The sequence below is a fragment of the Acinetobacter sp. ANC 4654 genome (genome assembly GCF_002135425.1).
Lineage (GTDB): Bacteria > Pseudomonadota > Gammaproteobacteria > Pseudomonadales > Moraxellaceae > Acinetobacter > Acinetobacter kyonggiensis.
Map to the genome: position 1 here is coordinate 153,241 of NZ_NEGL01000003.1, position 24,051 is coordinate 177,291.

At 41.4% G+C, this 24,051-nt stretch carries 23 protein-coding genes; 11 read left to right on the top strand and 12 right to left on the bottom strand.

The window, feature by feature from the left end:
* Positions 1-90: 90 nt before the first annotated feature.
* The 4 genes from topA to B9T24_RS06610 all read right to left on the bottom strand — a co-directional run bounded on the left by topA (position 91) and on the right by B9T24_RS06610 (position 4,629).
* Positions 91-2,730: a type I DNA topoisomerase gene (gene topA / locus B9T24_RS06595; RefSeq protein ID WP_086165051.1), complete on the bottom strand. Its 2,640-nt coding sequence runs from the start codon at positions 2,728-2,730 to the stop codon at positions 91-93.
* Between the two features lie 36 nt (positions 2,731-2,766).
* Entirely contained in the window at positions 2,767-3,216 is a 450-nt protein-coding gene (locus B9T24_RS06600) for an ammonium transporter (RefSeq protein WP_004649884.1), read from the bottom strand.
* A 70-nt stretch (positions 3,217-3,286) separates the two neighbouring features.
* Positions 3,287-4,285 carry a hypothetical protein gene (locus tag B9T24_RS06605; RefSeq protein WP_086165052.1) on the bottom strand — a complete coding sequence of 333 codons (999 nt, stop codon included), beginning with the start codon at positions 4,283-4,285 and terminating at the stop codon, positions 3,287-3,289.
* Positions 4,286-4,383: 98 nt separating this feature from the next.
* The gene (locus B9T24_RS06610; RefSeq protein WP_004649886.1) at positions 4,384-4,629 is read right to left on the bottom strand and encodes a SlyX family protein; all 246 of its coding nucleotides are present in this window, start codon (positions 4,627-4,629) and stop codon (positions 4,384-4,386) included.
* Positions 4,630-4,662: 33 nt separating this feature from the next.
* Between B9T24_RS06610 and B9T24_RS06615 the strand changes: the two genes are divergently transcribed.
* The 3 genes from B9T24_RS06615 to B9T24_RS06625 all read left to right on the top strand — a co-directional run bounded on the left by B9T24_RS06615 (position 4,663) and on the right by B9T24_RS06625 (position 8,746).
* Complete coding sequence (locus B9T24_RS06615) at positions 4,663-6,558, top strand: ATP-binding cassette domain-containing protein (protein ID WP_086165053.1); 1,896 nt, start codon at positions 4,663-4,665, stop codon at positions 6,556-6,558.
* Positions 6,559-6,670: 112 nt separating this feature from the next.
* Positions 6,671-7,606: a lauroyl acyltransferase gene (locus B9T24_RS06620; RefSeq protein WP_086165054.1), complete on the top strand. Its 936-nt coding sequence runs from the start codon at positions 6,671-6,673 to the stop codon at positions 7,604-7,606.
* Positions 7,607-7,639: 33 nt separating this feature from the next.
* Complete coding sequence (locus B9T24_RS06625; RefSeq protein WP_086165055.1) at positions 7,640-8,746, top strand: glycosyltransferase family 4 protein; 1,107 nt, start codon at positions 7,640-7,642, stop codon at positions 8,744-8,746.
* 408 nt (positions 8,747-9,154) lie between these two features.
* Here the strand turns inward: B9T24_RS06625 and B9T24_RS06630 are convergent, their stop codons facing one another.
* Positions 9,155-10,282 (bottom strand): endonuclease/exonuclease/phosphatase family protein, encoded by a 1,128-nt coding sequence (locus tag B9T24_RS06630; protein ID WP_086165056.1) that lies wholly within the window; start codon positions 10,280-10,282, stop codon positions 9,155-9,157.
* Positions 10,283-10,466: 184 nt separating this feature from the next.
* Here B9T24_RS06630 and asd point away from each other — a divergent pair, with 184 nt between their 5' ends.
* From asd to truA, 5 genes are all read left to right on the top strand, one after another.
* The gene (asd, locus tag B9T24_RS06635) at positions 10,467-11,588 is read left to right on the top strand and encodes an aspartate-semialdehyde dehydrogenase (RefSeq protein ID WP_086165057.1); all 1,122 of its coding nucleotides are present in this window, start codon (positions 10,467-10,469) and stop codon (positions 11,586-11,588) included.
* A gap of 142 nt (positions 11,589-11,730) precedes the next feature.
* Positions 11,731-13,170, top strand: coding sequence for a hypothetical protein (locus B9T24_RS06640; protein ID WP_086165058.1), 1,440 nt, complete (start codon positions 11,731-11,733; stop codon positions 13,168-13,170).
* A 70-nt stretch (positions 13,171-13,240) separates the two neighbouring features.
* Positions 13,241-14,572 carry a hypothetical protein gene (locus tag B9T24_RS06645; protein WP_086165059.1) on the top strand — a complete coding sequence of 444 codons (1,332 nt, stop codon included), beginning with the start codon at positions 13,241-13,243 and terminating at the stop codon, positions 14,570-14,572.
* A 48-nt stretch (positions 14,573-14,620) separates the two neighbouring features.
* Entirely contained in the window at positions 14,621-15,592 is a 972-nt protein-coding gene (locus tag B9T24_RS06650; protein WP_086165060.1) for an asparaginase, read from the top strand.
* Positions 15,593-15,600: 8 nt separating this feature from the next.
* The gene (truA, locus tag B9T24_RS06655; RefSeq protein WP_086165061.1) at positions 15,601-16,398 is read left to right on the top strand and encodes a tRNA pseudouridine(38-40) synthase TruA; all 798 of its coding nucleotides are present in this window, start codon (positions 15,601-15,603) and stop codon (positions 16,396-16,398) included.
* Between the two features lie 127 nt (positions 16,399-16,525).
* On the opposite strand, the gene B9T24_RS06660 is transcribed toward truA, so the two are convergent.
* Positions 16,526-17,536 carry an AraC family transcriptional regulator gene (locus tag B9T24_RS06660; RefSeq protein WP_086165062.1) on the bottom strand — a complete coding sequence of 337 codons (1,011 nt, stop codon included), beginning with the start codon at positions 17,534-17,536 and terminating at the stop codon, positions 16,526-16,528.
* Positions 17,537-17,766: 230 nt separating this feature from the next.
* Here B9T24_RS06660 and infA point away from each other — a divergent pair, with 230 nt between their 5' ends.
* The gene (gene infA / locus B9T24_RS06665; protein ID WP_001284370.1) at positions 17,767-17,988 is read left to right on the top strand and encodes a translation initiation factor IF-1; all 222 of its coding nucleotides are present in this window, start codon (positions 17,767-17,769) and stop codon (positions 17,986-17,988) included.
* A 62-nt stretch (positions 17,989-18,050) separates the two neighbouring features.
* On the opposite strand, the gene B9T24_RS06670 is transcribed toward infA, so the two are convergent.
* Positions 18,051-18,413 (bottom strand): lysozyme inhibitor LprI family protein, encoded by a 363-nt coding sequence (locus B9T24_RS06670; RefSeq protein ID WP_086165063.1) that lies wholly within the window; start codon positions 18,411-18,413, stop codon positions 18,051-18,053.
* 228 nt (positions 18,414-18,641) lie between these two features.
* Here B9T24_RS06670 and B9T24_RS06675 point away from each other — a divergent pair, with 228 nt between their 5' ends.
* Positions 18,642-19,046 carry a hypothetical protein gene (locus B9T24_RS06675; protein WP_086165064.1) on the top strand — a complete coding sequence of 135 codons (405 nt, stop codon included), beginning with the start codon at positions 18,642-18,644 and terminating at the stop codon, positions 19,044-19,046.
* Between the two features lie 90 nt (positions 19,047-19,136).
* Here B9T24_RS06675 and leuB read toward each other — a convergent pair whose 3' ends face one another.
* The 5 genes from leuB to B9T24_RS06700 all read right to left on the bottom strand — a co-directional run bounded on the left by leuB (position 19,137) and on the right by B9T24_RS06700 (position 23,569).
* Positions 19,137-20,216 carry a 3-isopropylmalate dehydrogenase gene (gene leuB, locus B9T24_RS06680; RefSeq protein WP_086165065.1) on the bottom strand — a complete coding sequence of 360 codons (1,080 nt, stop codon included), beginning with the start codon at positions 20,214-20,216 and terminating at the stop codon, positions 19,137-19,139.
* A gap of 43 nt (positions 20,217-20,259) precedes the next feature.
* Positions 20,260-20,823: a hypothetical protein gene (locus tag B9T24_RS06685; protein ID WP_086165066.1), complete on the bottom strand. Its 564-nt coding sequence runs from the start codon at positions 20,821-20,823 to the stop codon at positions 20,260-20,262.
* Positions 20,824-20,927: 104 nt separating this feature from the next.
* Positions 20,928-21,578, bottom strand: coding sequence for a 3-isopropylmalate dehydratase small subunit (leuD, locus tag B9T24_RS06690; RefSeq protein ID WP_086165067.1), 651 nt, complete (start codon positions 21,576-21,578; stop codon positions 20,928-20,930).
* Positions 21,579-21,597: 19 nt separating this feature from the next.
* The gene (gene leuC / locus B9T24_RS06695; protein ID WP_086165068.1) at positions 21,598-23,031 is read right to left on the bottom strand and encodes a 3-isopropylmalate dehydratase large subunit; all 1,434 of its coding nucleotides are present in this window, start codon (positions 23,029-23,031) and stop codon (positions 21,598-21,600) included.
* A gap of 346 nt (positions 23,032-23,377) precedes the next feature.
* Entirely contained in the window at positions 23,378-23,569 is a 192-nt protein-coding gene (locus tag B9T24_RS06700) for a hypothetical protein (RefSeq protein ID WP_086165069.1), read from the bottom strand.
* Positions 23,570-23,735: 166 nt separating this feature from the next.
* On the opposite strand from B9T24_RS06700, the gene B9T24_RS06705 reads away from it, so the two are divergent.
* Positions 23,736-23,978 (top strand): DUF2061 domain-containing protein, encoded by a 243-nt coding sequence (locus B9T24_RS06705; protein ID WP_086165070.1) that lies wholly within the window; start codon positions 23,736-23,738, stop codon positions 23,976-23,978.
* The last annotated feature ends 73 nt before the right edge of the window (positions 23,979-24,051 follow it).

Sequence of the window (24,051 nt, forward strand, 5' to 3'; positions counted from 1 at the left end):
TGTCTCGTAATTTCACTTTGATCAGTTATTTCCAAAATGGAACGACAAAAAAATGCCGACTTTCGTCGGCATTTTTACATCTTTCAATATTTAAGCTTCAACCCATTTTCCATCTTGGTAGACCAGACTCCATTTGGTCTGTTTACCCTCAGCATTTTCAGAACCAATATATTGCACTTGATTTTTACGGCTAAATTTCACCAAGGTTGGATTCCCTTCAGGATCCACATCAGGTGCTTGCAAAATAAACTGATATTTTGGATCAAGTTGATCTGCCACTGAGCGCAATTCTGCTACTTTCGGTGCACGTGTTTCACGTACTTTCGGGAATTTGCTTGCTGCCAAGAACAAACCAGCCGCGCCATCACGAAGCACAAAGAAGTCATCATGTTTAGTTGAACGCAAGTGTTCCATTTTAATAGGATCGACACGCGGCGGTGCAGGTTGACCACTTTTCAAGACTTTACGCGTGTTGTCACAGCTGGTGCAGGCAAAGTAGGGTCCAAAACGACCCGTCTTCAATTGCATTTCACCGTCACATTTGTCGCATGGAATACTTGGACCATCGTAACCTTTAATTTTGAACTCACCTTCTTCAAGTTCAAAACCTTCACAGTCTGGGTTATTACCACAGATATGCAATTTACGACCACCATCAATCACATAACTGTCCATTGCCGTTTCGCAAATTGGGCAGCGTTTTTTCGACATCAAATCTGCTGTTTCTGCACTGTCATCATCCGACAATACAGCGAGCGACTCAACAGGAGTCAAATTCAATGTGCCTTTGCAACGTTCTTTCGGTGGCAAGTTGTAGCCTGAACAGCCCAAAAATACACCCGTCGTTCCCGTACGAATCTGCATCGGACGGTCGCATTCTTTACAATGCACCGCATCCACTTCCACAGGCTGATTACGGCGCATGCCGTTTTCACCTTGTGCTTTGGTTAAGCGTTTTTTAAAGTCACCGTAGAAATTATCCAGCAATTCTTTCCAGTTACGCTCACCATCTGCGACTTTATCCAGTTGACCTTCAAGATCAGCGGTAAAAGCATAATTCATTAAGTTATTGAAGTTTTCATCAAGACGATCGGTCACGATTTCGCCCATCTTCTCGGCAAAGAGACGACGGTTATCCAACTTCACATAACCACGATCTTGAATGGTGGAAATAATGGCCGCATAGGTTGAAGGACGACCAATGCCTTTCTTCTCTAACTCTTTGACCAATGATGCTTCGGTAAAACGTGCAGGCGGCTTAGTAAAGTGCTGAGAGGGATCTAGCTTCTCAAGTTTAAGAACTTCACCGACTTTAACCGCAGGCAATAACACATCATCATCGGCTTTGTTGGCACCACGCACTTTAGTGAAACCATCAAACACCAAAGTACGACCTTTGGCTTTAAGTTCTACCCCATTGGCATCGACTAAAATCGTAGAAGATAAATATTCCGCAGATGTCATTTGACATGCTACAAACTGACGCCAAATGAGATCATATAAACGCTGGGCATCACGATCTACACCAACAAGGCTATCGCCTTTTAGCGCAACATTAGATGGACGAATCGCTTCATGGGCTTCTTGTGCGCCGGCTTTATTGCCATATTTATTTGGTTTAGCTGGCAAATATTTTGCCCCAAACTCAGCTTCAATGTGATCACGCACCATGCTGACCGCATCATCACTTAAGAATATCGAGTCAGTACGCATGTAAGTGATAAAACCCGCTTCATACAAACGCTGCGCCATGGTCATGGTTTTCTTGACAGAAAAACCTAAACGCGTGCTTGCCGCTTGTTGCAAAGTCGAAGTGATATATGGCGCGCTTGGATTCACCTTGGTGGGTTTATCTTCACGAACAGAAACTTTATATTCCGCATCATTAAGAATTTTTAATAAAGCATCGGTTTGTGCTTTATTTTGCAGTTTTAAGGTTTTGCCACCTTGTTTCACTGCTTCTAAACGAATCTCATCCTTTTTCGATTTGGTGTCTGCAAAAACTTGCCAATATTCTTCAGGAATAAAGGCACGAATTTCACGTTCGCGCTCAACCACCAATTTCACCGCAACCGACTGTACACGACCTGCCGATAAACCACGGGCAATTTTTTCCCACAGCAATGGCGAAATCATAAAGCCCACAATACGGTCTAAGAAGCGACGTGCTTGTTGGGCATTGACTTTATCGATATCTAAGCGTGAGGGATGCTTAAAGGCTTCTTGAATGGCATTTTTGGTAATTTCGTTAAAGACCACACGTTGATAACGTGAATCATCACCACCAATCACTTCTTTTAAATGCCAAGCAATGGCTTCCCCTTCACGGTCCATATCCGTTGCGAGATAGACTTCATCGACTTGCGATGCCAGTTTTTTCAGTTCCGCAACTACATGTTCCTTACCAGGAAGCACCTCATAATGCGCTTTCCAATCGTGTTCAGGGTCTACACCCATACGATTGACCAAGGCCATTTGTGATTTCTCAGCTTTCTGTTCATCGGTCAGTTTAGCGCGTGATACAGGTTTTTTTTCTGTACTTTTAGCCCCCCCCGTAGGTAAGTCACGGACATGCCCGACTGATGATTTTACAATGTAATCTGGGCCGAGATATTTATTGATTGTTTTCGCTTTTGCAGGCGACTCCACAATCACTAAGGCACGTTTTTTCGCAGCACTCGGTGATTTTGCTGTGGTGCTTTTGGATGTGGACCGAGGAGCGTTCGCCATAGTCAACCGTCATTCCTGTTTAAATAGGTATATAAATTAAAATTCAGCCAAAGACTGTAAATAAGTTTTAATGTCATCTAACTGTGTTGCTCGAAGGTCAGATTCTTCATCCCAATAGAGTCCTACACAGTTTGCCTGCATATCAATAGCATAAATGCCCTTTAATGCAATGGGTAAAGCGTTAAACTTATCATTCCCCTGCACCACTTTGAGCTGCTGATCTTCAACACGTGCACGCATAAGGGGCAAGCGAGCATCAGGAATTAAAACACTGTAATAGGCAACCATACTGGCACGGCTTGAGGAGGCCATTGGAATTTTAGTCCAATCGGGAGCCGCAACTAAACGTGGATGCAACCCCATCTTGCGTGCTTTCTCACGCATCATTCCCAATGCTTTTTCTCGCGGACTGACGCGAAGACCCAAAATCGAGCCTAAAACAAAAAGAATAATGAAGCCAATAACCCAAATACCCGTATTTTCCATAGTACAACCTTGTTATTCCTTTATTAGAGTTGCATAAGCTGAATATAAAACGCAAGTTTCAGCGATGAAATTAATTGAGGAACATTTCATGGCTATACAGTACTTCACTGCCATCCCAATAAATATATCCTTTCTCAATCAACTCTTTAAGCAATAATCGAACATCCGATTTGGGGAAAATTTGTTCTAATAAATCCCGTAAAGCATAAATATCTTTCGGCTTGTCTGATTTTAATTCACGTAATTTACGCGCAACCACCACCTGAACAGGATCAATTTTCGAGAAGTTTTTAAACAAATCTTTTTGTGCATGATGAATGGTATTTGACTGTTCTAGCCCCTCATCTGACCCAGATTCTCGTTGCTGCTGGGCAAATATTTCGCTCGTATTTTGCACGTCTTCTAAAGGAGTCAGTGCATCTAAATCAAGCTGCATCCATTGTTTCAACACTTTTTTACGAAAGCTAATTTGCTCATCATAGCGTTTTACAATTTTTAAATTAATCAACAAACCGATCAGAGGCTGGATTTGCTCACTGGCCACTTGCAAAATATTACTGATCGAGTTTTTAAGTTTCTCAATCGAGTTGGGTTTTCCTTTCATTCCACCCAAAACATCACAATATTTTTTCACCAACAATAGATTCGGTTTTTGCTTAATTGTTTCAACAGTTGGAATTTTATATTTTGAATTAAAAGAAGATTCTTCAGCCTGAACGTGAATCAGGCTACAGTTCATATTCGATGACTGCATCATTTCAAGTAACATTTCACTGCTAGGCATAGCAGAAATGACTTCAATACACGTGTCAGGTTCTAACAAGGCAATCAGCTGCCCAACCACCACCGCATATTCAAATTCTTTTTGATCGACCTCTGCGGTTTCTAAAATCACCACTTGACCACTGCTGACCCAACTTGAAAACTCGGTTAAATCTTCCAGTGAATATTCAAATTTTCCTGTGCAGTTAAATAGGTAAATCACCGCATAGTGTTGAATAATATCGCGCAACAGCTGTGCCGTTGGCATATTATTTTCAAGATCAAGAAGAACGACTTTGTTGGACATAATCTCAATAGACAAGTAAGCAAACTTTGAGCACGCATTAGAGCGAGCTTGGCTTAAAAGGTCAAATCAATTCAGCAAAAAGACCGATAAAGATTGACTCAGTAATGTGGTGGTCGATCACTCATTGGATCAAAAGCGGCAATCCCGTCAGATAAATCTGCACATTCAATGCGTTGATACAAAAACTGCATTTGTTTCTTTAAATCAGCTATTTCGGCATTTTGACGGGTGACTTGGTCATTCAATTGTTCAACTAAATCATCTAAAAATGTAATTCGCACTTGCAAATCTTCTAAGGGTGCGGACAATGACGCCTGATCATTAAGATTTTTTTGTTTAGTCATTTTAAGTCCTCACTTTGGATTTCAGGAAACAGTATGGCCTATATTACATTAAGGGATGTCCAACTTGCGTTTGGCGGACCTTCCCTGCTCGACGGTGCGAACTTTAATTTGGAACGCGGTGAACGAGTTTGTTTGATTGGCCGTAACGGTGAAGGTAAGTCTACTTTACTTAAACTCATTGAGGGAAGTTTACTACCAGATCGTGGTGAAGTTTCTATACAAAATGGCATTACCATTTCCATGCTGGCTCAAGATGTACCCATGGACTCTGGTAAAGTTGCGGATATTGTTGCCGATGGCGCAGGTGAAGCCGCTACAGTTCTCAGAGCTTATCATGAAGCCAGTGATGCGTGTGTATTGGGTGATATGGCAGCCTGCGACCACATGGGCGAACTCCAGCACAAACTTGATCAAGTCGATGGTTGGGCTTTAGAAACTAAAGTTAACTCGATTTTGAGCAAGATGGGTCTTGACCCAGATGCTGATTTAGCCGATTTATCGGGTGGTCGTAAACGTCGTGTCCTTTTGGCTCGTGCACTTTTAACACAACCTGACGTGTTACTTCTTGACGAACCAACTAACCATTTGGACGTTGAAAGTATTGAGTGGTTAGAAAAATTCCTACTCGATCAAAACAACTTAACACTACTCTTCATTTCGCATGACCGTTCATTTGTCGACAGCATTGCGACACGCATTGTTGAACTTGACCGTGGTACTTTGCGCAGCTATGAAGGTAACTATACACGTTACCTTGAATTAAAAGCGATGCAAATGGAAGCTGAAGAAAAGCAAAATGCTTTGTTCGACAAACGTTTAGCTGAAGAAGAAGTTTGGATTCGTCAGGGCATTAAAGCGCGTCGTACCCGTAACGAAGGTCGTGTACGTGCATTGAAAGATTTACGTGAAGAATCAAAAGCGCGTCGCTCACAGCAAGGCAAAGTGAGCATGGCGACTCAAGATGCCAATCGTTCTGGTAAGTTGGTCTTCGATATCGAACATCTTAGTGTTGCTTTTGGCGACCAAGAACCGATTATCAAAGACTTCTCTGCACTGGTACTACGTGGTGACCGTATTGGTTTAGTCGGTGACAATGGTGTGGGCAAAACAACCCTGATCAAAGCCATTTTAGGTGAAATTGAGCATGGCGGTACTGTGAAAACAGGTACACAGCTTGAAGTGGCCTATTTTGACCAACTGCGTAATGCGCTAGATCTTGAAAAATCGGTTAAAGATAACATTTCAGAAGGTACAGATTTTGTTGATGTAAATGGCGGTCGTCGTCATATTTACAGCTATTTGCAAGATTTCTTATTCTCACCTGAACGTGCGCGTACCCCAGTAAAAGCATTGTCTGGTGGTGAACGTAACCGTATTCTGTTAGCTAAACTACTGCTTAAACCATCAAATTTAATCGTTATGGATGAGCCAACCAATGACTTGGATATGGTGACTTTAGAGCTATTAGAAGAAATGCTCGGTGGTTATAAAGGCACATTACTTCTAATCTCGCATGACCGTGCATTCATGGACAATGTCGTGACCTCGACTTGGGTCTTTGATGGTAAAGGTCATATCGACGAATACATCGGTGGTTATCAGGACTATCTAGAACAACGCCCTGATCAAACTGCGGTTGATCAAAAAAGTGATGTGAAAAAAGCCCTTGCTAAAGCGGAAGCAGCTGTGCCTAAAAAAGCAAAGCTCAGCTATAAAGATCAACGTGCTTTGGAACAATTGCCTGTTGAAATGGAAGCTTTAGAAACAGAGCAAGCCAGCTTGAATGAAAAGCTGGCTGATGGTTCATTGTTTATCTCTGATGCTGATGCTGCTGCAAAAATTTCTGCACGTTTGGCTGAAATTGATGAGCTATTGCTTGAAAAATTAGAGCGCTGGGAAGAATTAGATAACCTGTCAAAAGGCAATTAATTCATCTAGCGTCAATAGGCATCTGTAGAGAAATCTACAGATGCCTTTTTATTTCAGAATTATGTTCGTGCTACACTACATTCATGTCTAATTTAGATCATCACACGACACAATGAGTAAAAAAACCAACTATCAACCGGGTACATTTCAATGGTCATTTCTGTTGCCACAATATTGGGGCATTTGGATGGGTATTATTTTTCTCATGATTTTGGCGATTTTACCGTGGGCGATTCAACATCGTTTAGCGACTTTTTTAGGCCAGATCGCATTCAACAACCTTAAATCACGTCGTCAGACCACGCTTCGAAATTTAGAAGTGTGTTTCCCCGAATGGAGCGCTGAACAGCTTCAAAAACATGCCAAACAAGTTTTTGTCGATCAAATGTTGGGGATTTTTGAAACCTTAAATGCGTGGTATTGTCCGCAATGGTTTAAAGATCGGGTCAGTATTGAAGGTCTAGAACATCTGCACCATGCACAAGCGGATGGCAAAGGCGTATTACTGCTGGGTACACATTCGACTTTATTAGATGCAGGCGGTTATCTGTGCTCACAGTACTTTGAGCTGGGTGTCGTATATCGTCCGCAAAACAACCCCCTTCTCGACATGCTGATCTACCGCTGCCGTGCCACTATTTATGACCATCAAATTGACCATGATGATATGCGGCGCTTAATCCGAGATCTGAAAAATGGTCATGCCATTTGGTATAGTCCCGACCAAGATTATGGTTTAAAACAAGGCATCATGGCACCCTTTTTTGACGTACCTGCCGCGACAGTCACGGCACATCGTCGTTTACTTAAAATGTCAAAAGCAGTTGCAGTGCCTTTGTATTTCTATCGAGATGGTGACATTAAAGACCCGCGTTACCATGTACTGCTTGAGCCTATGGTCACTAGCATACCAAGTGACAATGAACTTGAAGATGCCACGCTGGTGAATAAAATTATTGAAAATCAGCTGCGCATCGCACCCACCCAATATATGTGGTTCCACCGCCGCTTTAAAACCCGCCCTGAAGGCTACGAAGAAATTTACTAACACCACCTTTTAAAAAAGTTGAAGAGAATACCAATGAAAATTATGCAACTTCTTCCAGAATTAAACAGTGGTGGCGTTGAACGTGGCACATTGGAAATTGCACGTGCACTGATTGCAGCAGGTCACGAATCGATTGTTGTTTCAAATGGTGGACGTCTGGTTGCTCAGCTTGAAGCGGAAGGCTCGCAACACCTCAGTTTAGCCATTCATAAAAAATCTTTATCCAGCCTGTGGCAAATACGACCATTGCGTAAACTCATTCGGCAACATCAACCTGATATCGTGCATGTCCGTTCACGCGTACCCGCTTGGCTGACGCATTTTGCCCTCAAGGGCATTCCTGCACAGCAACGTCCACATCTAATCTCTACCGTGCATGGTTTTTATTCGACCAATCGTTATAGTGCCATTATGACGCAAGCAGAAAAAGTGATTGCCGTATCTGACAGTGTAGTGAAATATATTACCGAACATTATCAAAACTGCCCACCTGAACATATTGTCCGAATTTATCGTGGCATTTCACCGCAAGAATTTCCTCATGGCTACCAACCTTCTGCACTCTGGATCAATCAAACTTTTAAAGATTTCCCACAACTGGAAAATAAATTTCTAGTTTGTCTACCGGGACGTATTACCCGTTTAAAAGGACATGAAACGTTAATTGAACTCATGCAACAATTACAAAATCAATATCCAAACCTACATGCAGTCGTGGTCGGTGGAGCTGATGCTAAAAAGCAGGCCTATTTAGAAGAACTGGAAAACAACATTCAATCTACAGGTTTGCGAGAAAAGATTACTTTTGTTGGACATCGTTCAGATATACGTGAATGGCTGGCATTTAGCGACGTGGTGCTGTCTTTGTCCAATCAAGCAGAAACTTTTGGACGTACCGCTTTAGAGGCGTTATCGGTGGGAACACCTGTGATCGGATGGAATCGTGGTGGTGTGGCAGAAATTTTATCTCATCTTTATCCACAAGGTTTAATCGACGTGGCGGATCAAACTGCATTATTGCATGCCGTTCAGCAGCATATAGATGAACCTCAAAGCGTTGAACCCGTCACCATGTTTAGTTTAAAAGAGATGTGTGATCGAACCATCGACTTATATAAAGATGTTTTAAATTTAGATTAAATTTATTCAAATGTACTGGCTCAAATCAAAAAATGTTCAATATTCGATTCTTTAAAATCAGCACTGCTGCATTTGATTGATTCAATTTTATAGCATCGCTGACATTTTATTTTTAGCATTGGCTATAAAAGCATAACCCGAGTTCTGCTTCCTGCAAAACTCGGGTTCATAAGGTTGTGCTTTCAAATTTTGTTTTTATTCTGTTGTGGCTATCCATTGCTGCATCATATCCATGATGACTATCCACCAGCATCATCTTCCATAATGGGATGTTCCGTTCCCAACTCCTTGGCTGATGTGTGCATACTAAGTAAAATTTTTTAAAAGGACTATTCGCCATAGACCTAAATCAATGTAAGCCATTTCGTACACTATTCCCCTAATCCCCCATTCCCCCCGATTATCACTTTAAGGCCCTTTAGTCTTATTTTTATAATCCTGTACAATTTCATCGGTGACGATTTTTTCTTCTTTTTCTGCTTGTTCAATCCCGTCTTGAATGGCTTGTTGTGCCTCTTGTTCATCGGCATCAGTTTGTTCAAGCTCTTCTTGAAGCTGATCAAAAATACGCCCTGTTTGTAAAACCACATGTACGGGAAAATGATCCGACCCGATATGGGGCAAGCGCTTCATTTCAACTAGAGCAAAATCAGTACTATGAAACACATGATCTAAAGACCATCTGAACAAGGGATAATCGGCATGAAAAGTATTGACATAATGTCGACCCACACGCGGATCGAGTAAGCCACTAATGCGTTGAAAAAGCCGTGTTGTCCGTGACCATGCCACATCATTCAAATCCCCCATCACAATACAGCTTTGATCCAAATCTTTAACTTGATCCCCCACAATCAGCAGTTCTGCATCACGTAAGGTTGAATCTTTGGCTTCAGTTGGACTGGGCGGTTTCGGATGCAAACAATAAAGCTGCACGGGTTGACCTGAACGCAAAATTACCGTGGTATGAATCGAGGGGATTTCATCACTTAAAATAAACTTAATTTCAGAGTCTTTTAATTCAAGACGACTATATAAATGCATGCCATACAAATTATCCAAGGGCACAGGGACACGATACGGATAATCTTTTTCAATCACTGACAGCTTATTTTGCCAAGTTTGATCGGACTCTAAAGTCAGAACTAAATCGGGTTGGTGTTGCCGAATCTGTTCAATCAATAAGTGATATTGCTGATTTGGCGTCAGTACATTGGACACAATCACCGAGATTTGCTGCTTTGAATTCAACTGATTTTGACGAACCTGCTTGACCTGCTTTTTCCAAATAAAGGTATAAGGCAGCACCATTTTCAGTTGATACGCCAGTGCCGCAATTAAGGCAATAAAAATAAGTTCCCGCCAGATATCCCACGGCTGATCCCAGAGCAACAACAGCACAAAGGCAATTAACCCCAAGACCAAAATTTGTAAGCGTGGAAAATCTGCACCGCGAAACCACCATTCATCACGTGGAATGAGTGACCAAAAGCTCAACCAAATCACCACAACAGCTAACACTTCTACCCAGATCATGATGTACTTCTCTTATATTCTTAATTCTTTCATGATTCATAAATTTATATCAGTTTTGCATGTAACATAAACAAGATATATTACACAACAATATTGCTGTTTTCATTGTGTAGCGCTTGCAGTTGTGCGCTCTTTTGATACACTCGAATCTCCTTTTTATTTTAACGCACCGAGGCGAAGTGACATGAAAGTAGGTCTGGTCGGTTGGCGCGGGATGGTTGGTTCCGTCCTTATGCAACGTATGGTTGAAGAGAATGATTTTGCTCATTTTGAGCCATTCTATTTTTCTACCAGTAATGCAGGTGGTGAAGCCCCTGCTTTTGGTGGTAAGACTGCCCCAGCACTTATGGATGCATCAGACATTAATAGTCTGAAGCAAATGGATGTCATTATTACCTGTCAAGGTGGTGATTATACCTCTGAAGTTTTCCCGAAATTAAAAGCGGAAAACTGGAACGGTTACTGGATTGATGCTGCATCTACCTTGCGTATGGATGATGAGGCGATCATTGTGCTTGATCCTGTCAACATGCACGTGATCAAAGACGGCTTAGTCAAAGGCACCAAAACCTTCGTCGGCGGTAACTGTACCGTTTCATTGATGCTGATGAGCATGGGTGCGCTTTACCAAAACAATTTGGTCGAGTGGATGACTGCCATGACGTATCAAGCAGCATCAGGTGCGGGTGCGCAAAACATGCGTGAATTGATTTCAGGTATGGGTTATTTATATAACAATACTAAAGATTTGTTAGATGATCCGCGTTCACCAATCTTAGATATTGACTCTAAAATTGCCGACTTACAACGTGGTGAAGGCTTCCCTTCTGCAAACTTTGGCGTGCCTTTAGCGGGTTCGCTCATTCCTTATATCGACAAACAGTTAGACAACGGTCAGTCGAAAGAAGAATGGAAAGCACAAGTTGAAACCAACAAAATTTTAGGTAATCAACAAATTATCGTACCGATTGATGGTCACTGTGTACGTATTGGTGCCATGCGTTGCCACTCTCAAGCTTTAACATTGAAGTTGAAGAAAGATGTACCGTTGGATGAAATTGAAGACATGATTCGTCAATCCAACCCATGGGCAAAAGTGGTTCCAAATACCCGTGAAGCATCGATGACGGAGCTTACACCTGTTGCAGTCACTGGTACTTTAACTGTTCCAGTTGGTCGTTTACGTAAACTCAATATGGGTAAAGAATACCTAGGTGCGTTCACTGTTGGCGATCAATTGCTTTGGGGGGCTGCGGAACCTTTACGCCGTATGCTACGCATCTTAATTGAATATAAAAATGCGTAATTGCTAAAGATTCAAAAATCAAAAGCCGATCTATTGTGATCGGCTTTTTTTATGTATTCTTTATGTTAATATTTTACAACTCTTCAACATCTCGTTAATCTACAACTTCGCAATGCGATACAAAACCGAGCTAAAGATTAAAATGACTGCATACAAAAAATTAAAGATCGCCATTTTAGCCATTATTGCTTCGCAGAATATTCATGCGATTACGATTGATCCTATTCAGATTCAATCTGCACCAGGTGAATTACTCTATGCTGAAATGAATTTCCGTCAAGCCGATCCGAATGCACAAATACAAGCCAGCTTAGCGACAGTAGAAGAACTTCTTTCTTTAGGCGTAACACATCAACCCCCCGGACATCTTAATTTTTTTACCCGTCGCGATAGTTCGGGTAACGGTGTCATTACCATTACCTCTTCACGTCCACTCACCGAAGCTGAACTGAATGTTATTATTAAAATTAAAGAAGGCAATGCAACGCGATTACAGCATATCAAAACGCCGCTGCAACGCAGCACGACCAATACTCAAGTCCGCACTCAAGGCAATGAAAAACCGTTAACACCAATCAGCATTGTCAGTGAAAAAGAGATTGCTTTGCAACTCCCTGAAAGCACGCAATATCAAATTAAAAAAGCACCAGTCATCGCACAACAATCATTTGAAGCACCATTAATGGTGCGCAAGACAGCTCCGCCTAGCCTCAATGCGGCGAGTTCTGCACCCATGCCGATCTCCTCAATGACCATGCTTGCCCCTCAAGCTGTAACGTCAAAGGATGTCATATCGGTTAAACCCAATACAGTAACAGCACAGCAAAATACGATAAAAAATCAGCCAAAAGTATCCAACACAATGCTCTCCGCAGACCCATTAGCCAAAAAATATGCAGAATCCCCGACTCTAAAAGGTGCCGAGGCGAAAAAAATAAATAGCCCTGTGGAACAAGCTGCCACCAAAGTTAAAGCAGAATCATCTCCTGCTGCACAAAAACCTGTACCACATCAAAATGCCCCAGCAATAACAGCGCAAACTACAAAGCATGTGGTGCAATCCAATGAATCTCTATGGGCAATCGCTTCACGTGTAGCCACTGAGCAAAATCGCCCGATTGGCGAAGTGATGAAACAAATCAAAACCAATAATGAACACGCCTTTATTCAAGGTGATATCAACCGTTTACGTCGTGGCGTTGCCTTAAACCTCAACACGGGAAATCCTCAAAAAGAAGAGCAAAAAGTCAGTGTCACCAATGTGATGAATGCATCTTCTAAACAATCAGGTAAAGCCAAATATCGCTTAAATCAGGCGGAAATGAGCTTAGTCGCAGAGAAAGAACAAGATTCAGCCAGCGGTTCTGCTAAGAAGAACACAGAAAGAAATCAAACTTCAAACGAGTTATCATTAAAAGTTATGACATCTCGTAAAAAAACCGTTAAATTACAGAGAAACGTAACACAGTTAGAATTGGCATTGCGTCACAAGGATCACAGAATTCAATTATTGAATACTCGTCTTGCCCAATTGCAACAACAATTGAAAGCACAACAAGTAGAGAAAAAGCCAACACACTAAAGTGTTATACAATTTGATTTTTTTGGATGAGTTTCATTGATAACAACTCAATCCTGTAAGGGGTAACAACATGCTGATTTATGTGATTCCGTTTATATTGTTATTAGTGATCGCAGTTGTCCTAAAAAAGCGTGAAACGGGTAAACAAGCGGAACAAACTTCAACAGCGAAAGCGAAAAAAGTAAGCTCAACCAAAAAGACACCTCAAAAAACTCAAATTGTGTCAGATCCAGTGGTGGAAAAGAAAAAGACCACTGCTTTAGCTGAGGATGTGCGCAATAAAATTGGTACATTGATCAGCGCACACAATTTTTTTGCTGCTGAAGCACAAATTAATCAAGCATTAAATAAAGACAACTCACAGCATGAGCTGTATTTATTATTACTCGATATTCACATCTTACAAAAAGATGAATTTGCCATTAACCAACTGATTAATCATTTACGTTCATTAGAACTAGACGATTTTTTAGAGCAAGCACTGGCTAAAAAAGCGGCCCATGACCACAAAGCGGCAAGCTCTAGAGACACGATTGATTTCAAAATGGAATCATCCGCTCAAACGGTAGTTGAACAAAAAAATACTGCCGATTTCGATGCACTCATGAGTAATAATTCTGCTGCGCCATCTGTAACGGCAAATGATGCATCTTTTGATCAGCTACAGCAAGAAACACGCCCAAGCCAAAAAGATCACGTTGAAGAAATTAAACCTTTAGATTTCAATACTTTTTCTCTTGATCAAGCGCCTATCGAAACCGCAAAAACCGAAGCGCCGATCTCAACAGTTGAAGAAATTAAACCTTTAGACTTTAGCAGTTTATCTTTAGACCCTACGCCAACCATTACAGCAAAACCAGAACCAACTCCTGTAGTAGAGGAAATTCAGCCTTTAGATTTCTCTTTTAGCCTAGATACGCCAGCAGTAGCACAGTCTGCTCAACCTGCTGAAGTGACTATTCCTTTTGAAATAGCAGCAGTTGAAGAAAAAGCTGAATTTAATTTTAATTTCTCTCATACGGAAACCGTTGCAGCTGTTGAAGCAAAAACTGTTGCTGAAGAAACTAAACCGAGTTTAGATTTAGACTTTAATCTAGAACCTACAACGCCAAACGAGCCACTGGCTGTAGAAACAGCGCCAGCGAAAAGCTCTGGTGTAAGTTTCGATATTAGCAATATCAGTTCATCTGCATCTCAAGCAGACCAAAATGATCCGCTCATGCTCTCCTTCCCTGAACTGATTGATGTGAATGAAATTAGCCTGAATTTAGAGCTTGCAGCGCAATATATTCAATTAGGGGCTTTTGAGTCGGCACATGAGTTATTAATAGAACATGAAGCTGAATATACGACTGAACAACGCCAACAAGCCGATCAGTTACGCAATCAGATAGCATCTTAAGTTATTTCGCTCTACTATAAAGCAGTCATCATTGACTGCTTTTTTATTATGAAAAAAATAGCCTTAATTTATATGGGGGGAACCTTTGGCTGTATTGGCGAGCCACTCAGCCCAATGCCTGCCGAAGATTTTATTCCCCAGCTAGAATACATTCTTCCGTTACAGCTTGAGGTTGAATGTTTTGTTGCACCCAGCATCAAAGACAGTAGCGCTTGCACTGCAACGGACTGGCTTAAGCTCATTCAGCTGATTCAAAACCTACAACTTAAACATTATCAACATTTTGTCGTGATTCACGGCACAGACACCCTAAGCTATGCCAGCGCAACACTGGCACACTTTATCGGTCAATCTGCTCATGTGGTATTAACTGGTAGCCAATATCCATTATTCAATGTCTCGGGTACACAGACTCGCGAATTTACCGATGCTATGGATAACCTTAATTTTGCTCTGGATGCGGTAGTGACCACACCAGTGGGTGTTTATTTAGCCTTTCACCATCAACTGCTTCATGCGCAAACTGCGTTAAAACAACATACAACGGAATTAAATGCTTTTGCAGGTCAAAATGTCCAAGTAAATTTGGCAATGATTCAGCATAGCTATATCGTGCATGAACATGATATTGAGAAGGCAGCAGCATTTAACTGCCTAAGTTTAATGCTGCAACCGCTAGCAATCGAACAACACATTGCGAACTTAAAAAATTTACAACAACAGGCTCCTCATGCCCTGATTTTACAAGGCTTTGGTACAGGCAATTTAGCCGTCAATGCAGAGTTCATTTCTACACTTCAGGCCATTCAAACGCAAGGTTGTGCCATCATTCTCACCACGCAAGTCCCTTTTGGCACGATTGATCAACGCTATGCCATCAGTGAGTGGACACAACATGCCAATATCATTGTCAGTGATTGCTTAAGCCATGCAGATCTTTATGCAAAAACACTGAAAATGTATTTACAATATGACCGCGTAGACCAGTGGCATGCCCACTGGCATGATTCATATAAATAGAGGTAAATATGCAGCGTTTTGCGGTCGGTATTGAGTTTTCTGGGGTTGAGTATCGAGGTTGGCAAACCCAGCAAGCGGGTGTCCGCAGTGTGCAAGAAACCATTGAAACTGTGCTGAGTAAAATTGCCAATGAACCAATCATTATTCAGGGCGCTGGACGAACCGATGCTGGTGTACATGCGACTAATATGGTTGCACATTTTGATACTTCGGCAATTCGTCCACTACGGGGCTGGCTCATGGGGGCAAATAGCACTTTACCCAAAGATATTGCTATCCAATGGATTAAAGCGGTGGATACGGACTTTCATGCTCGTTTTACGGCACAATCAAGACGTTACCGTTATGTCATCTACAATTCAGCTAGCCGACCTGCACTGCTTTATCAACAAGTCACCCATGCCTATTACCCACTTGATGTGGATAAAATGATTGAAGCTGCGAAAAAATTTGAAGGGACCCATAACTTTGAAAGCTTTCGTGCCAGCTCTTGTCAATCTAAGCAACCTATACGTCATGTGAGCCATTGCCGTTTAATTCGTCATGGTTGTTATTTAGTGCTCGATATTCAAGCCGATGGTTTTTTACATCATATGGTGCGTAACATCGTGGGATGCTTGCTCGAAGTGGGACAAGGTATGTATGAAATTGACCATATTGACACAATTTTTGCCGCTGAAAACCGTAAAGCAGCAGGCATTACGGCCCCACCTGATGGCTTATATTTTATTCAAGCACACTATCCAGAACAATTTCATTTACCTCAAGCACCTTTAGGTCCACATTGGTTAAATATGCCAGAATAATAATTCAAGTTATTAGACCTCCCTAACCCCTCCTGTAAGGAGGGGGAATTTTAGTGCTAACAAAAGTATAGCAATGAAAAATCCATCCTTTTAGGAGGGACTTAGGGGGATTTTTTAATCCAAGAAATTAACGCTGCTTACGCTTTCGATACTCTACTGGCGTTTCATTGGTCCAACGCTTAAACGCACGATAGAATGTACTCGGTTCTGAAAAACCAGTTAAATACACAATTCTTTCTACACTTTCAGCGGTATTGGCCAATAATTTTTTCGCCAAACGACAACGATAATCCGAAAGAATTTGCTGAAAACTGGTATTTGCCTCACTGAGCTGCGTGCGTAAACGACGTGGTGTAATATTTAAATGGGTGGCAACTGTTTCTAAAGTCGTTTCCCCACTTTCTAAAGTCGACCCAATGGCACGGCGGACTTCACCGACCAAATCATAGCGTGCAAGCTCTTGTAGCTTTTCCAGCGCCAATTGCTCATGTAACTGTAATAACTCAGGTTCTGCCTGCCACAACTGATACTCTAAAATGGCTGGGTCAAAATACAAACGGGTTTCTTTTTGCCCTAAACTGACAGGACACTCATAGACCCGAAAATATTCGTCATCAAAAGCGCCCTGACTAAAATTAAAATCGATATAAATCGGGTTAAAACGACCCTCGGTAATAAATTTAAAGAAGCGTAAAATTCCTGACATGGCACATTCAGAAAAATGACGATTAACCAAATGCTCTACCCAAGCCCCTTGTTCACCATTGGTAAGATAGCAACGACCATCCTCAAGCACCAGTTTGGCATGAAATGCGTCACTGATCAGGCGTTGATAGGCCAATGCACGCTTTAGTCCCTCACCAAAGTTTTCACTTGAGATGAATAGATGTTCGATCACCTGTCCACGATATAAAGGCAAGTGTTCACCTAAGTGCAAACCAATATCGGGATCACGACTTACCTCCTCTGCGGCCACCCAAAAGGCATATTGGGCACTGAGCGGAGTACGATCATTGGTTTCGACCTGATTTAAGGCGACACCAGCTTTTGTTAAAATTTCTTCGGTTGGTAAACCCGAACGACGAATCGCTTGGTAACCCAATCGTAAAACAACCGATGCATCAGTTAGCTGACCCACGCCAAGACCTTCCTTGTATGTTCTTCATTTATACTTAAAAAGATTAATTTTAGATTAACTGTGATTGACCGAACTGACAACAGAACAATGCTGTTTTTTGTAGAAAATATTTAAATGTCTGGTTCGCTTATTTAACTGACAGATGATCGGGCAACGCCCCATTCCGCCTTGTTTTATGCAAAAAAATTGACTATAATTTGCGCCTTCCCAATTTGATCATCAGGTAGGCTATGGCCAATAAAGAGGAACTCATCGAGTTCGAAGGCGTTGTCACCGAAACGCTTCCTAATACTATGTTCCGTGTACGTTTAGAAAACGGTCACGAAGTCATTGCTCACATCTCTGGTAAAATGCGCAAACACTATATCCGTATTTTGACTGGCGACAGTGTTAAAGTAGAAATGACTCCTTATGATTTGACCAAGGGTCGTATTACTTATCGTGCACGCTAAGTTTTAGCGCAAGCAAAAGCCACTTTAAAGTGGCTTTTTTTTATAGTATTCAACACTGAAAATCAATTCAAGGCATTGGTTTTACAGCCAATCGTTTTGCATTCACGCAGGCGCTCTCTAAGCCAGTTATTACGCTCTTGCGTGGTACTTAAACGGCATTGCACATCAATCCCAGTATCTGTGGTGCATTGCGCATCGCGTTCACGAATCCATGCCAACTGAGACTTTTTCAGAATATTTTTTTGTTTGTCCGATAATTTTCCGCGCAAAGCCTGATAATTTTTATTTAATTCTGCATCTGCACTGGCATACAGTTTGTTGGTGCAATAGACATCATCATAGGTATTGCGTGCATTTTCACAGTTATCTGCAAATGCAACACCAGACAATAAGATGCCGCTCAGCATCAAAATGATTTTTTTCATCTTTATTCCTTTCCCCTTTTTTGTATTTTATAAAAATTAATTTTCATAAATAGTCTATGCGAAATACCTGCGATAGGATATTAAAAATTATCATCCTGTTAATCATCTAAAACTGCCATTCAACATGATATCTGGCTATTTTATTGAAATAACTACCGTATATCGAATCACAACAATATGATTCAGCAGATTTGCCTACACTGGTTTTATTTGATGTGAGTACAGCTTATGAAGTTTATACTTTCTGTTGGACTCTTTGCTGCCTATTGCATGCTATATGGTTGTGTATCGTCCCCGACAACGAATACCATGCAGCGAGAAGCCTATTTGCAGCAATTTATCGGGCAATCCAGTGATCAAATTCGTGCACAGCTTGATTTAAGCAGCATAGGCTACCAGCAAGTCAGTCCACCTATCTTAAAAGCAAATACCTTAACTTATATTGCAGCTCGATCCATCAGCATTCCTGTCCCTATGGCGCAAAATCCTGCCATGGGCATTGGTGCAGGAACAACCGTTCCTATCCCCAGTACGGCTGCACAAAGCTACGATGTCAATTTGAACTGCCGTATCAGCTTTCTCTTGGAACAAAATATTGCCAAAGCGCTACACATGTCAGGACGCACCTGTTAAAAACATGCTCTTGATGGACTTTTGGCAAACTAAACATAAAAAACGCAGCTCTTGGGCTGCGTTTTCATTTCAATTCTGTCGTGAATAAACTTAGTTCAATGCAGCAACTACAGCTTGACCCATTTCAGCAGTACCCACTTTGCCCATACCTTCAGACATAATATCTGCCGTACGTAAACCTTGATCCAGTACATTGCCTACAGCATCTTCAATCGCTTGTGCAGCCGCTTCTTCACGGAATGTGTAACGTAGCATCATTGCAACAGAAAGAATCGTTGCGAGTGGATTGGCAATGTTTTGACCTGCGATGTCTGGCGCAGAACCATGACAAGGTTCATACATACCTTTACCATTTTCATCCAAAGATGCCGATGGCAACATGCCAATTGAACCAGTCAACATTGCAGCTTCATCAGACAAGATGTCACCGAACAAGTTAGACGTCACAATTACGTCAAATTGTTTCGGTGCACGCACCAATTGCATTGCGGCATTATCCACATACATATGGGACAAGTTAATCTTTGGATATTCTGCTTCTTTCATTGCAGTGACTGTTTGTTTCCAAAGTTCAGTCACTTCTAAAACATTGGCTTTATCTACCGAACACACTTTACCACCACGCAGACCTGCCAATTCAAACGCTACTTTGGCAATACGTTTAATTTCAGATTCTGAATAAACATCAGTGTTATAACCTTGTTTCTCACCATTTTCTAACTCACGAATACCACGTGGTTGACCAAAGTAGATCCCGCCTGTCAATTCACGTACGATCAGGATGTCTAAGCCAGAGACGATTTCTGGTTTCAAGCTTGAAGCATCTGCCAATTGTGGGTAAAGAATCGCTGGACGTAAGTTAGCAAAAAGGTTGAGTTCACTACGAATTTTTAACAAACCACGTTCTGGACGAATTGAGCGCTCAATGCTGTCCCATTTCGGACCACCGACAGCGCCAAGTAAAATAGCATCTGCCTTTTTTGCTTGTGCAGCGGTTTGTTCAGGATATGGCGAACCATGAGCATCAATCGCTGCGCCACCCAATAAACCTTGTTCCCAAGTCAAACCTAAATTGAATTTTTCATTTACGAGTGTGAGTACTTGCTCTGCGGCGTTCACAATTTCAGGACCGATGCCATCACCAGCTAAAATCAAAATATTTTTTGACATGAGATTTTCCATTTTCAAAGTCAGTCATTGGACTGATGCAATATTAAATTTTTTGTTCCACAAACTCACCTAAGCCATTTAAGGCATTATAAGGTTTGCAGAAACGTCGAATGGTTTTTTGGTCTTGTTGAAGTGCTACACAAAGTGGATCAGGTGCAGAAACATTCAACAGACTTCCTTGATGCCTCGTTCGATCCCGATACATCTTAAAGGTATAGTGTTTTTGAGCATTAAATTTGTGAAATACATGTAGCGTTTCAGCACGATCTTTCGATATCGGATAAAAACGAATCACCACCTCATGCTGCCCTGCTGGCACGGACAAAAACAAAGAATTCGGTTCTGCCAACAATTTGGGTTGTAAACGAACAATCCCCTGATCAATTGCTTCACGGCTCACACGGTGACTTTGAGCATCCACAATCGGCATTTGATCGAAACGCTCAAACTCACATTGTTCTGTTCCAGTACAAAAGATCAACGCATTTAACTTTGTTGACTCTGTCTCTTTCACACTATTAATACGTTTTTTATCCAAGCTTTGGCATGCACTTAAAGATGCAAGTACAAGACCCAGCACAACAAGCTGACCATAAACTTTTGTCATTATTCGAGCCCAACCTCACCAATTAAAACCAACGAGATATTTTTATCGATTCGATATTAACAAGAGTTAAGCTCCGATACTACTATGTCCGAAATTTCAAACAATTAACCACGAATTTCTGCAAAGACCCAAGGGCGTGATTGCTTGGTTTTTTCTTCAAATGCACGGATATCATCCGCAACTTGAAGGGTTAAGCCAATATCATCCAAGCCATTCAATAAACAATGCTTACGAAATGGATCCACTTCAAATTTGAAAACTTCGCCTTTAGGTGTACGAACTTCCTGTGTTTCAAGATCGATGGTTAACTGATAACCCTCACTTTCAGCACATTCTTTAAACAGTTGCTCCACAATTTCTTCTGCTAAAATCACGGGCAACATGCCATTTTTAAAGCTGTTATTAAAGAAAATATCGGCATAGCTTGGTGCGATCACCGTACGAAAGCCGTACTCTTCTAAAGCCCAAGGCGCATGTTCACGACTTGAACCACAGCCAAAGTTGGCACGTGTAATTAAAACAGATGCACCTTGATAACGTGGTTGGTTCAAGATAAATTCAGGATTTTTTGGACGAATTGAATTATCTTGCCCCGGATAACCTTCATCTAAATAGCGTAATTCATCAAATAAGTTATCCCCAAAACCCGTGCGTTTGATGGACTTCAAAAACTGTTTTGGAATAATTAAATCTGTATCGACATTGGCACGGTCTAAAGGTGCAACAATACCTTGTTCAACGGTATAAGCTTTCATAATTTGCTCCTAGTCCCAATTAGAATGAACGAACATCAACGAAATGACCTGCAATCGCTGCTGCGGCTGCCATTGCTGGACTCACCAAGTGCGTACGACCGCCATTGCCCTGACGACCTTCAAAGTTACGGTTAGAAGTCGATGCACAGTGTTCACCCGGTTGTAATTTGTCTGCATTCATGGCTAAACACATTGAACAGCCCGGCTCACGCCATTCAAAACCTGCTTCAACGAAGATTTTATCTAAACCTTCTGCTTCTGCTTGTTGCTTCACTAAGCCCGAACCCGGAACCACCATCGCCTGTTTAATTGAACCTGCCACTTTACGCCCTTGAATCACTTCAGCGGCAGCGCGAATATCTTCAATACGTGAGTTGGTACATGAACCAATAAATACACGGTCTAATTGAATGTCAGCCAACGCTTGCCCAGCATTTAACCCCATATATTGATAAGCACGTGTCCAATCATTACGTTGTACGTCATCTTTGGCTTGTTCTAAAGTTGGGACGGCTTGTGAAACAGGAATGACCATTTCAGGTGAGGTTCCCCAAGACACTTGCGGCTCAATTTCGTCACCTTGCAACACGACAACGGTATCGAAATACGCGTCTTCATCAGAATGTAAGGTATTCCAATATTCAACTGCGGCATCCCATTGTTGGCCTTTTGGTGCGTAGTTACGACCTTGCACATAAGCAATCGTTTTGTCATCCACAGCGACCATACCGACACGAGCACCCGCTTCAATGGCCATGTTACATACGGTCATACGACCTTCAATCGACATATCACGGAACACTTGACCACCGAATTCAATCGCGTGACCAGTACCGCCCGCAGTCCCGATTTTACCAATAATGGCTAAAACCACGTCTTTTGAAGTCACGCCTTGACCTAATGTTCCGTCAACACGAACCAACATATTTTTCATTTTCTTTTGCACTAAGCACTGTGTTGCCAAAACATGTTCAACTTCAGATGTGCCGATCCCATGTGCCAAACAACCAAATGCACCATGTGTTGCAGTGTGCGAGTCGCCGCAAACCACGGTCATACCCGGTAAAGTTAAGCCTTGTTCAGGACCAACCACATGGGCAATGCCTTGACGAATATCATTGATCTTAAATTCAACAATATTGAAAGCATCACAGTTGTCATCTAAAGTTTGCACTTGGATACGTGAAGTTTCATCTTCAATTCCTGCAATCCCTTGATCACGTTCAGCTTTTGAAGTCGGTACGTTATGGTCAGGAGTTGCAACATTGGCACTTAAACGCCAAGGTTTACGACCTGCAAGCTGTAAACCCTCAAAAGCTTGCGGTGAAGTGACTTCATGTAATAAATGACGGTCGATATAAAGTAAGGCTGAACCATCATCTCGTTGTTTTACTAAATGGTCATCCCACAATTTGTCATACAAAGTCTTTGCTTTTTGGGTATTGCCTGCCATGTCGACGTGCTCCATAGAACTGGGTAATGCTTTTATTAACTTCGATTATAACCACGTATTTACATAAATCTAATTTATCATTTTTATTAGTTCGAAAACTTTTTGGAATTAATTTAAACAGATCAAAACCACTCATCCTGACCATATTTCATATCGGCACGTTTAAACCAACCCTTTATTTCCAGACCATTTGATTGAAGCGATCAAGATTACTTCATCACTTGAGCCAACAATCCAGATTGGATAAAGCACAGTAACATCTCAACCTTCTGATTTGTATTCAAAAGGCTGGAAAGTATTTTTCAGCTGTCTCTTAGCAAGCATGTCGCTGGTTAGAAACGGCGTATTATATCGATGGGTCTACTTTACTCTCGAGCAGTTCCTCAATCGCCTTAATTAATTCAGCTTTCGCTGCGCTGCATTCAGCCGCGGCGCGATTTTCATCATTTTCATCATCTGCAAGTTCATAAACCGCAGTACGTTTTTCTACAGCTTCCTCGAACAGATCAAGAAGATATTTTATATGTTTAATGTGCATAACTTAGATCCTTTAATAAGGTATCAATCGCTGATACTTTTTTAGATTACTTGATTTTTAAATTCAAAAAACCGATTTAAATATACAAAATGTTCGTTTTTACAAATCAAATAAGATTGATTATCCTTTAATCATATCCCGAAGATAAAGCTTGAGAAATCCCACTATGGCACATATTCAAAAATTTGTTACTTATAACCAAAAAACCTTAAAAAAGACCTGTAGTTATTACATCATGCACATCGCTATTGCGCTGTTGGTTGGCTATTTTGTCACGGGCAGTATTTGGATGGCATTAACCTTGAGTTTACTTGAACCCACCATTCAGGCGATTGCATTTTTCTTCCATGAAAAAGTTTGGGAAAAAAACGCCTCAAGCTTGCAAAAAAATCAGAACATGACGGTCTAGAATATTAAACATATTGTGGGTTCAAGCTTGCTTCTTTCAACAAATCACTTTATTGCTATGAAGTGATTTGTGA

What these genes read in the sequence shown, in the direction of transcription:
- B9T24_RS06605 (WP_086165052.1), bottom strand. Translation starts at nt 4,285, where the DNA reads ATGTCCAACAAAGTCGTTCTTCTTGATCTTGAAAATAATATGCCAACG.
- B9T24_RS06620 (WP_086165054.1), top strand. Translation starts at nt 6,671, where the DNA reads ATGAGTAAAAAAACCAACTATCAACCGGGTACATTTCAATGGTCATTT.
- B9T24_RS06650 (WP_086165060.1), top strand. Translation starts at nt 14,621, where the DNA reads ATGAAAAAAATAGCCTTAATTTATATGGGGGGAACCTTTGGCTGTATT.
- B9T24_RS06700 (WP_086165069.1), bottom strand. Translation starts at nt 23,569, where the DNA reads ATGCACATTAAACATATAAAATATCTTCTTGATCTGTTCGAGGAAGCT.
- leuD (WP_086165067.1), bottom strand. Translation starts at nt 21,578, where the DNA reads ATGAAAGCTTATACCGTTGAACAAGGTATTGTTGCACCTTTAGACCGT.
- B9T24_RS06630 (WP_086165056.1), bottom strand. Translation starts at nt 10,282, where the DNA reads ATGATCTGGGTAGAAGTGTTAGCTGTTGTGGTGATTTGGTTGAGCTTT.
- topA (WP_086165051.1), bottom strand. Translation starts at nt 2,730, where the DNA reads ATGGCGAACGCTCCTCGGTCCACATCCAAAAGCACCACAGCAAAATCA.
- B9T24_RS06645 (WP_086165059.1), top strand. Translation starts at nt 13,241, where the DNA reads ATGCTGATTTATGTGATTCCGTTTATATTGTTATTAGTGATCGCAGTT.
- B9T24_RS06685 (WP_086165066.1), bottom strand. Translation starts at nt 20,823, where the DNA reads ATGACAAAAGTTTATGGTCAGCTTGTTGTGCTGGGTCTTGTACTTGCA.
- B9T24_RS06600 (WP_004649884.1), bottom strand. Translation starts at nt 3,216, where the DNA reads ATGGAAAATACGGGTATTTGGGTTATTGGCTTCATTATTCTTTTTGTT.
- truA (WP_086165061.1), top strand. Translation starts at nt 15,601, where the DNA reads ATGCAGCGTTTTGCGGTCGGTATTGAGTTTTCTGGGGTTGAGTATCGA.
- B9T24_RS06670 (WP_086165063.1), bottom strand. Translation starts at nt 18,413, where the DNA reads ATGAAAAAAATCATTTTGATGCTGAGCGGCATCTTATTGTCTGGTGTT.
- asd (WP_086165057.1), top strand. Translation starts at nt 10,467, where the DNA reads ATGAAAGTAGGTCTGGTCGGTTGGCGCGGGATGGTTGGTTCCGTCCTT.
- B9T24_RS06640 (WP_086165058.1), top strand. Translation starts at nt 11,731, where the DNA reads ATGACTGCATACAAAAAATTAAAGATCGCCATTTTAGCCATTATTGCT.
- leuB (WP_086165065.1), bottom strand. Translation starts at nt 20,216, where the DNA reads ATGTCAAAAAATATTTTGATTTTAGCTGGTGATGGCATCGGTCCTGAA.
- B9T24_RS06625 (WP_086165055.1), top strand. Translation starts at nt 7,640, where the DNA reads ATGAAAATTATGCAACTTCTTCCAGAATTAAACAGTGGTGGCGTTGAA.
- infA (WP_001284370.1), top strand. Translation starts at nt 17,767, where the DNA reads ATGGCCAATAAAGAGGAACTCATCGAGTTCGAAGGCGTTGTCACCGAA.
- B9T24_RS06610 (WP_004649886.1), bottom strand. Translation starts at nt 4,629, where the DNA reads ATGACTAAACAAAAAAATCTTAATGATCAGGCGTCATTGTCCGCACCC.
- B9T24_RS06675 (WP_086165064.1), top strand. Translation starts at nt 18,642, where the DNA reads ATGAAGTTTATACTTTCTGTTGGACTCTTTGCTGCCTATTGCATGCTA.
- B9T24_RS06615 (WP_086165053.1), top strand. Translation starts at nt 4,663, where the DNA reads ATGGCCTATATTACATTAAGGGATGTCCAACTTGCGTTTGGCGGACCT.
- leuC (WP_086165068.1), bottom strand. Translation starts at nt 23,031, where the DNA reads ATGGCAGGCAATACCCAAAAAGCAAAGACTTTGTATGACAAATTGTGG.
- B9T24_RS06705 (WP_086165070.1), top strand. Translation starts at nt 23,736, where the DNA reads ATGGCACATATTCAAAAATTTGTTACTTATAACCAAAAAACCTTAAAA.